Annotated in this window: 7 protein-coding genes; 3 read left to right on the top strand and 4 right to left on the bottom strand. The window is 66.8% G+C overall.

Annotated elements, in window-relative coordinates; translation table 11 throughout:
- From NTX40_07945 to def, 4 genes are all read right to left on the bottom strand, one after another.
- Positions 1-396, bottom strand: a 396-nt coding sequence (locus tag NTX40_07945; GenBank protein MCX5649012.1) for a 16S rRNA (cytosine(967)-C(5))-methyltransferase RsmB, incomplete at its 3' end; no start/stop codon positions are given.
- Positions 381-818 carry a DUF116 domain-containing protein gene (locus tag NTX40_07950; GenBank protein MCX5649013.1) on the bottom strand — a complete coding sequence of 146 codons (438 nt, stop codon included), beginning with the start codon at positions 816-818 and terminating at the stop codon, positions 381-383. The genes NTX40_07945 and NTX40_07950, both read right to left, overlap by 16 nt.
- Complete coding sequence (gene fmt / locus NTX40_07955; protein MCX5649014.1) at positions 815-1,822, bottom strand: methionyl-tRNA formyltransferase; 1,008 nt, start codon at positions 1,820-1,822, stop codon at positions 815-817. Before fmt ends, NTX40_07950 begins: the two co-directional genes overlap by 4 nt.
- A 193-nt stretch (positions 1,823-2,015) precedes the next feature.
- Positions 2,016-2,582 carry a peptide deformylase gene (gene def, locus NTX40_07960; protein MCX5649015.1) on the bottom strand — a complete coding sequence of 189 codons (567 nt, stop codon included), beginning with the start codon at positions 2,580-2,582 and terminating at the stop codon, positions 2,016-2,018.
- Between the two features lie 201 nt (positions 2,583-2,783).
- Here def and NTX40_07965 point away from each other — a divergent pair, with 201 nt between their 5' ends.
- The 3 genes from NTX40_07965 to aroE all read left to right on the top strand — a co-directional run bounded on the left by NTX40_07965 (position 2,784) and on the right by aroE (position 6,475).
- Positions 2,784-4,286 carry a tetratricopeptide repeat protein gene (locus NTX40_07965; protein MCX5649016.1) on the top strand — a complete coding sequence of 501 codons (1,503 nt, stop codon included), beginning with the start codon at positions 2,784-2,786 and terminating at the stop codon, positions 4,284-4,286.
- Positions 4,287-4,322: 36 nt separating this feature from the next.
- Positions 4,323-4,610, top strand: a complete 288-nt coding sequence (gene rpsT / locus NTX40_07970; protein ID MCX5649017.1) for a 30S ribosomal protein S20 — start codon at positions 4,323-4,325, stop codon at positions 4,608-4,610.
- Between the two features lie 173 nt (positions 4,611-4,783).
- Positions 4,784-6,475 (top strand): shikimate dehydrogenase, encoded by a 1,692-nt coding sequence (aroE, locus tag NTX40_07975; protein MCX5649018.1) that lies wholly within the window; start codon positions 4,784-4,786, stop codon positions 6,473-6,475.
- Positions 6,476-6,926 lie beyond the last annotated feature (451 nt).

Below are 6,926 nucleotides of genomic sequence, written 5' to 3' on the forward strand. Positions count from 1 at the left end.
AAAACCGGCGGCCTTGTCGCCGGACTTCCTGGTGCGTGCGGTGCGTCGTGCGGCCTCCGCGGCCTCGTTGACCGCCGCATAGGCCGGCACGCGGTCGAGAAACAGCAGTTGAAACGCCCCGAGTTCCAGGATGGCGAGCAGGTCGGGCTGGATCGTCGTGGCGCGGCGTCCCTTGCCGCGGGCGTGGCTGACGAACAGGCGCAGGGTGCGGCGATGGCGGACCACGCCGGCCGCCAACTGCGTGGCGAGGGCGCGGTCGCGCGGCTCCAGATCGGTTTTCTCGAAGACGGCATGGAGGGCGTCGCGGAGGAAGATTGTGCCGCCGGCGGCGCGCCCCAGCGCTTCAAGCGCCGCTTCGCGCGCCGAGGGCGACGGAGGGATCACCGCAGGAGCCACTGGACCGCCTCTTCGACGTCGCGGAACTCGATGGTCGTGTCCTTGCACGGTCCGCACGGCCACTCGATCGAGCGGGCAAGGACGGCCTTGGGCAAGGAGGCGAAGATGCCCGCGCGCAGTTCCTTGCCGCAGGCCACCGCGACGATGGCTTTGACCGACGGGTCGCGGGCGCGCTGGGCGGCGAGGCGGCCCCCCGTCGCCACGGACACCTGGACGCCGCACCGCTCGCCCAGTTCGAGGAACCGGGTCACCAGGCATTGGCCGCAGCGCCGGCAGTTGGCGAGGTCGTCGGTGACGTTGGCGTCGCAGGCCGAACGCTGAAGGCAGCGGGAGAAAAGGACGAGCACCTCGCCGGGCCGGCAGCGCGTCCGGCGAAGGCGGACGGCCAGATTATTCAAGGCGATGACGGCCCGGTCAATCACGAGGCGCCCTCTCTGGCGGACGCGAGCCGTGCGCCCGCCTCGATGCCGTATCCGTTGACAAAATCGGCGGCGCTCATGGTCCGCTTGCCGGCCGGCGTGAGGCTGAGGATGCGGACGGCGCCGCATGCGGCGGCGACGTCGACGCCTTCGCGTCCGGCGGCGAGGACGACCCCGGGCCCCGCCCCGCCTGCGCAGCATTCCCGAAGGGACGTTCCGCCTGCGGAGGCGGCGCCCTCGATCACCTTCGTCTTCGCGAGGACGAGGCGGAAGGACTCGCGGCCGGCTTTTCGCTGCCACCAGGTGTAAGCCCCCGGCCAGGGCGTCGTGCCGCGGATAAGATTGTGGACGGCGACGGCGGGCTGTTTCCAATCCACGAGGCCGTCGGTCTTCTTCAGGCGCGGGGCGATCTTAACCTGGGCCTCGTTCTGGTGGCGTCGTTCGACTTCGTCGAGCACCAGTTCGCGGACGACCTCGGTGACGAGGCGCGCGCCCAGGAGAGCGAGGCGGTCGTGCAGTTCGCCCGCGGTCTCATCGGGACCGATGGGCGTCGCACGCTGGCCGAGAATGTCGCCCGCGTCCATCCGGTCGGTAATCTCGATGACCGTCAGACCCGTCTCGGCCTCGCCACGGATGACGGCCCAATTGATGGGAGCGGCGCCGCGATACTTCGGCAGAAGCGAGGCGTGCAGGTTGATGGCGCCGTAGCGCGGGACGCCGATGAGCGAAGGGCCGATCTTCTGGCCGAACGCGATGACCAGAAGCAGGTCGGGCTCGACGGCCCGGATGCTCCGGACGGGGCCCCGGGCGTTGATGTCTTCGGGCTGAAGGAGGCGGATGCCCTGCTCGGAGGCGAAGCGCTTGACCTGGCCGGCATGGACCGTCCGCCCGCGCCCGGAGGGACGGTCGGGCTGCGTGACGACCAGGACGATCTCCTGGCCGCCCTCGACGAGGGCGCGAAGCGTGGGCAATCCGAAGGTGCCCGAACCCGCAAAGACGATTCGCATAGAACGTTCCCGAGACCGATTCTACAACGCTATCTCAACGCAGAGATCGCAGAGGTCGCAGAGGGAGGGCTGAGTAACAACGGCAAGGCAATTTTCGCCAGCGGCTCAAAAGCACGTTCTTTGCCGTTCCCCTATCTTTGCCGTTCTCTGCGTTCTCAGCGGTCTCTGCGTTTAAGAACACGGCGTAGTAGTACTAATCGGCGGCGTCGGACCCTGCGTCGGTCCCCTCGGGGGTCCCGCCGACCCCGACCGCCTGGTCCATCCGGCGCTGGTAACGCGTCGTGAGGTCGCGGAGCCTGCGTCGCTGCGCCATCCGCTGGACCGGGGACATGCGGTCGACGAGCAGGCGGCCGTCGAGATGGTCGAGTTCGTGCTGAACGGCGCGGGCGAGGAGTCCTTCGGCCTCGAGTTGCTGCGGCCGGCCGCTCGGGTCCTGATACCGGGCGACGATGCGGGCGAAGCGGCCCACTTTGACGTAGATGCCGGGGAAACTCAGGCATCCCTCGTCGGCCTCCTCCCAGCCCGCCGTCTCGACGATTTCGGGGTTCACGAGGACGGTTTCGCATCCGGGCTCGGCATCGGGGGCGATGACGACGAGGCGCTTCAGGGCGCCGACCTGGGGCCCCGCCAGGCCGAGGCCGTTGTTTTCGCGCATCACGCGGGTCATCTCGCGCACCAGCGCCGCCAGGGCCTCGTCGAAAACCTCGACCGGTTCCGAGCGCTCCCGAAGCGCCGGATCCGGGTACAGACGCAGTTCCATGTCGCCTCTCCTCGCCCGTTCGCCCTCCCCGCTGGCCCAGGGAGCCCGCAGTCCTTCATTATAGGTCCCTGCCGCGGGGGCTACAAGACCGCTTTTTGGTTGACATATCGGCCGACGGGCGTAGAGTAATCTTTTCCGGCACGGCTTGGGAATGAGCAAGGGCGGTCCCTTGGCCGGCGGACCCAAACGGAGGCCGTTTCTTTGGCTGAACCCCAGAAGAACGGGACAAAACCGAAGGCCGAAGGCTCGCCGACCGGCGCGCCCGACGCCCCGCCGGCCGACCAAGCGCCGACGGATATCATGGCGGCGGAGGTCCGGCGGCTGGCGGACGGCTGCTTCGACCGCGCCCAGCAGGCCACCGTCCGCAGCAACTTCGATTACGCCATCGCCCTGTACCTCGAAGGCTTGCGGCACGACCCCCAGGACATCGAGAAGGGCCATCAGGGCCTGAGAGACGCGGCCGTTCGTCGGAAAAGCCAGGGCAAGCGCGGCGGTCTCGCCCGGTTCGTAAGCCAGATCCGTGCGGCGATCTATCAGATGCTCGGACGCCACAAGGACGCCATGCTCGCCCTCGAAGCCGCCCTCGCCCACGATCCCCAGAACGTCATGTTCCTCACGCAGATGATGCAACTCGCCCGCCGACTGCAGTACGTGAACGTCGCCATCTGGTCCGGCGAACTCGCCGCCGAGGAAACCCTCAAGACCAAAAAACCTCAGAAGCAGATCTTCACCACCCTGGCCGACCTCTACGAAGACCAACGCCGATTCCGCGACGCCGTCGAAGCACTCAACCAGGCCATCAAGATCGACCCCTCCGACCGCACCCTCGACAAGCGGGCTCGCGACCTGGCGGCCTCCAGCAGCATCGAGGACAGCCGCCTGGAATCCGTCGCCGACTTCCACGACATGATCCGCGACCGCCGGCAGGCGTCCGCCAGCGCCACCCAGCAGGTCATCCGCACCGAGGAACAACTCGACGACCAGTACGCCGAACTCAAAGCCGCTCTCGACGCCGACCCCGAAAACCCCGTCAAAATGCAGGCCCTCGCCGATTGCCAGGCGCGCCGAGGCAACATCCCCGATGCCATGGCGATCCTGAAGAAGGCCCTCGAGACGGGCAAGGACTACCGCTACAAGTACCGCATGGACGATATCTATATGGCCGAGTACCGCGCACGCCTCCGGGACCTCGACGTCGAGATCGAGGCCAACCCCGACCGCGCCGACCTCAAGGCCGAACATAAAAAAATCTCCCAGGAACAGGACGCCTTCGAACTGAAAGCCTATCAGGAACGCCAGCGACAGTATCCGACGGACCTCGGCATCCGCCTCGACCTCGGCATCCGCCAATACCGCAAGGGTCTGTTCGACGAGGCCATCGTCTCCTTCCAGCAGGCCTCGCGCGACCCCAAACGCCACGTCCAGGCGCTCAACCTCCTCGGCCAATGCTTCTTCGCCAAAAAACTCTACCAGGAGGCACAGAACCAGTTCGAAACCGCCCTCGAACGCCACGAACTCACCGGAGACGCCCTCGCCAAGGAACTCCAGTACCACCTCGCCATGACCCTCGAAATCCAGGGCAAACTGCCCGGCGCCATCGAATGGTTTAGCCGCATCGTCCAGCAGGACTACCAGTACCGCGACGCCGCCAAGAGGCTCGAAGCCCTCCGACGACGCGCCGAAGAACAGGGAAAACCGGCCTAGAACTGGCCCACAAAACGAGGAAGGAGATCCGTCCCTATGCCCCGCTCCGTATCCGCCAAAAAACGCGTGCGACAGAACGAAACTCGCCGCATCCGCAACCGCACCATCAAGAGCCGCATCCGCTCCGCCCGACGCGACTTCCTCGCCGCCGTCGCCGCCGACGACGCCGACAAGGCTCGCGACCTGTTCCTCAAGTGCGAAAAAATGCTCCACCGCGCCGCCAACAACGGGCCGCTCCATCGCAAAACCGCCGGACGCGTCATCGGCCGACTCCGCATGCGACTCACCGGCCTCCAGCGCGCCGCCAACGCCGCCGCCCCCTGACCGCCACGCGCCCCGCGTAGAGGCTCTTTCATGACCCCCTCTCCCCTTGCGGGAGAGGGATGGGGTGAGGGGGCGCGGGCCGCTTGCCCTCCGTAGCCCGCCGGAGGCGCGGCGAAGGAGGGTTTCCGCACGCCGTGCTATCGCAAATCGAAAATCGAAAATGTGACCGCCCCATGATCTGCGTCAGCCTCATGCCTCGCTCCACCGACGATGCCCTCGCCGCCCTCTCCCGCCTCGCCTCCGTTTTGAGTTCTTTTTCATCCGTTCAATCCGCAATCCGAAATCCGAAATCCGAAATATCTGTCGAACTCCGCCTCGACGCCATCCAGACGCCGGACCTCGCGCGTCTCCTCGCCCGCCCCCCCTGCCCCCTCATCGCCACCTGCCGACCCAAACGCGAAGGCGGTCTCTACGACGGACCCGAACAGCCGCGACTCGAACTCCTCCGCGAGGCCGCTCGCCTCGGCGCCGACTACATCGACGTCGAACACGACGCCTTCCAGGCCCTCGGCCCCGTCGCTCCCGCCAAACGCATCGTCTCGTACCATAACTTCAAGGAAACGCCGCCCGACCTCGACGCGATTCACGCGCGCCTGGCGCGCCTCGGCGCCGACGTCGTCAAAATCGCCGTCACCGCCAACCACATCCTCGACACCGTTCCCGTCCTTCGCCTCCTCCGCGCCGCACGCACGCCGACCATCGCCCTCTCCATGGGCGAGCGAGGCCTCCTCACGCGCATCCTCGCTCCCAAGTTCGGCGCCTTCCTGACTTACGCCTCTTTCGATTCGCAGGAGGGTTCGCCGCCCCCCGCGCCTGTGTGCCACGGCCGGCCTTGCCCGGCCGTGCCTCCGCCTGGTTCCCCGCCCCCCGCGCGCCGTTCAACGCCCGGGGATGAATCCCGACGAAGTCGGGATGAATCCCCGGGACGCCCGCAATCGGAGGCCGGACCCGGTCAACTTTCCCTCTCCGAAATGCTCGACCTCTACCGCGTCCACCGCATCGGCCGCGCGACGCGCGTCTTCGGCGTTATCGCCGACCCCGTCGCCCACAGCCTCTCTCCGCGCATCCACAACGCCGCCTTCGCCTCTCTCGGCCTCGACGCCGTCTATCTCCCCTTCTGGGTCGAAGGCGACCCCGCCGCCTTCGTCCGCGCCTTCCGCGAGTTCGGCTTCGACGGCTACTCCGTCACCATCCCGCATAAGCAGAAAGTGATGGAGGCGATGGACGAGATTTCGCCCCTCGCCCGCCGCGTCGGGGCGATGAACACCGTCGTCCGCCGGCCCGACGGCTCCCTCTTCGGAACGAATACGGACATCTCCGCCGGCCTCGCTTCCATCGAGGCCGTCGTCGGAAAGGGTTGGCTCCTCGGCAAACGCGCCCTCCTTCTCGGCGCGGGCGGCCTCGGCCGCGCCCTGGCCTTCGCACTCGCCGACGCCGGCACAATCCTCACCATTACTGATCTTGATATAACACGCTCCGAATCTCTCGCCCGCGAGGTCGGTTCCGTTGCTGTTCAATCCGCAATCCGAAATTTTACCCGCCGTAGCCTTGGCGAAGGCGGGCCGAAATCCGCAATGGCCTTTGACGTTGTTCTCAACTGCTCTCCCGTCGGCATGCACCCCGACGTGGACGCTTCGCCCGTTCCTGCGGAAATGCTGCGGAAAGACATGGTCGTCTATGATGCCGTCTATAATCCCGCCGAGACGAAGTTGCTCCGCGACGCCCGTGCCGCCGGCTGCCGCACCGTTGCCGGCATCGACCACTTCGTCCGCCAGGCGGTGGAGCAGTTCGAGTTGTGGACGGGTCAATCCGCGCCGGTGCAGATGATGCGCGAAACCGTCCTCTCCGCCCTTGCCACGGCGTAGTCCCGTCTCTTGGGACGGAGCCGGGCCCGCCGCCACCATGCGCCGCGTGGTGACGAGCGCCTTAGCGATGTCACCCTGAGCGATCCCGGCACGCCTGCCCCGCCTGCCCCCGGCGCGCCGGGACGACGGCGGGTCCGCCGTTCAATCCGCATTCCGCAATCCGCAATCACTATCCCCCCCCCGCCTTCCCCTTGACTCCCCTATCCGAATGCTGTACTATTACTAGTGCCCTGACGGGACTGTCCCGTACCAGGGCAAACTGTGGGTTGCCTGATGTCCCCCCGTCAGGCAGCCCCTTTTTTTCCCCCCCCCTGCCACGGCCGCGACGAGCGCCATCACCACACTGGCCCATTTCATGTTACGTTTCATCGGTTCGGTCTCCTTGTTCTTGAATCGTTTCAACACGACCTCACTTCGTCTCAGACGAAAGCAGAATGGTTGTCGGTTGCAT

Source organism: Planctomycetota bacterium (genome assembly GCA_026387035.1).
Lineage (GTDB): Bacteria > Planctomycetota > Phycisphaerae > FEN-1346 > FEN-1346 > JAPLMM01.

Bases quoted from the DNA above. Each gene is read 5' to 3' on its own strand.
- aroE (MCX5649018.1), top strand. From the start codon at position 4,784: ATGATCTGCGTCAGCCTCATGCCTCGCTCCACCGACGATGCCCTCGCC.
- rpsT (MCX5649017.1), top strand. From the start codon at position 4,323: ATGCCCCGCTCCGTATCCGCCAAAAAACGCGTGCGACAGAACGAAACT.
- def (MCX5649015.1), bottom strand. From the start codon at position 2,582: ATGGAACTGCGTCTGTACCCGGATCCGGCGCTTCGGGAGCGCTCGGAA.
- fmt (MCX5649014.1), bottom strand. From the start codon at position 1,822: ATGCGAATCGTCTTTGCGGGTTCGGGCACCTTCGGATTGCCCACGCTT.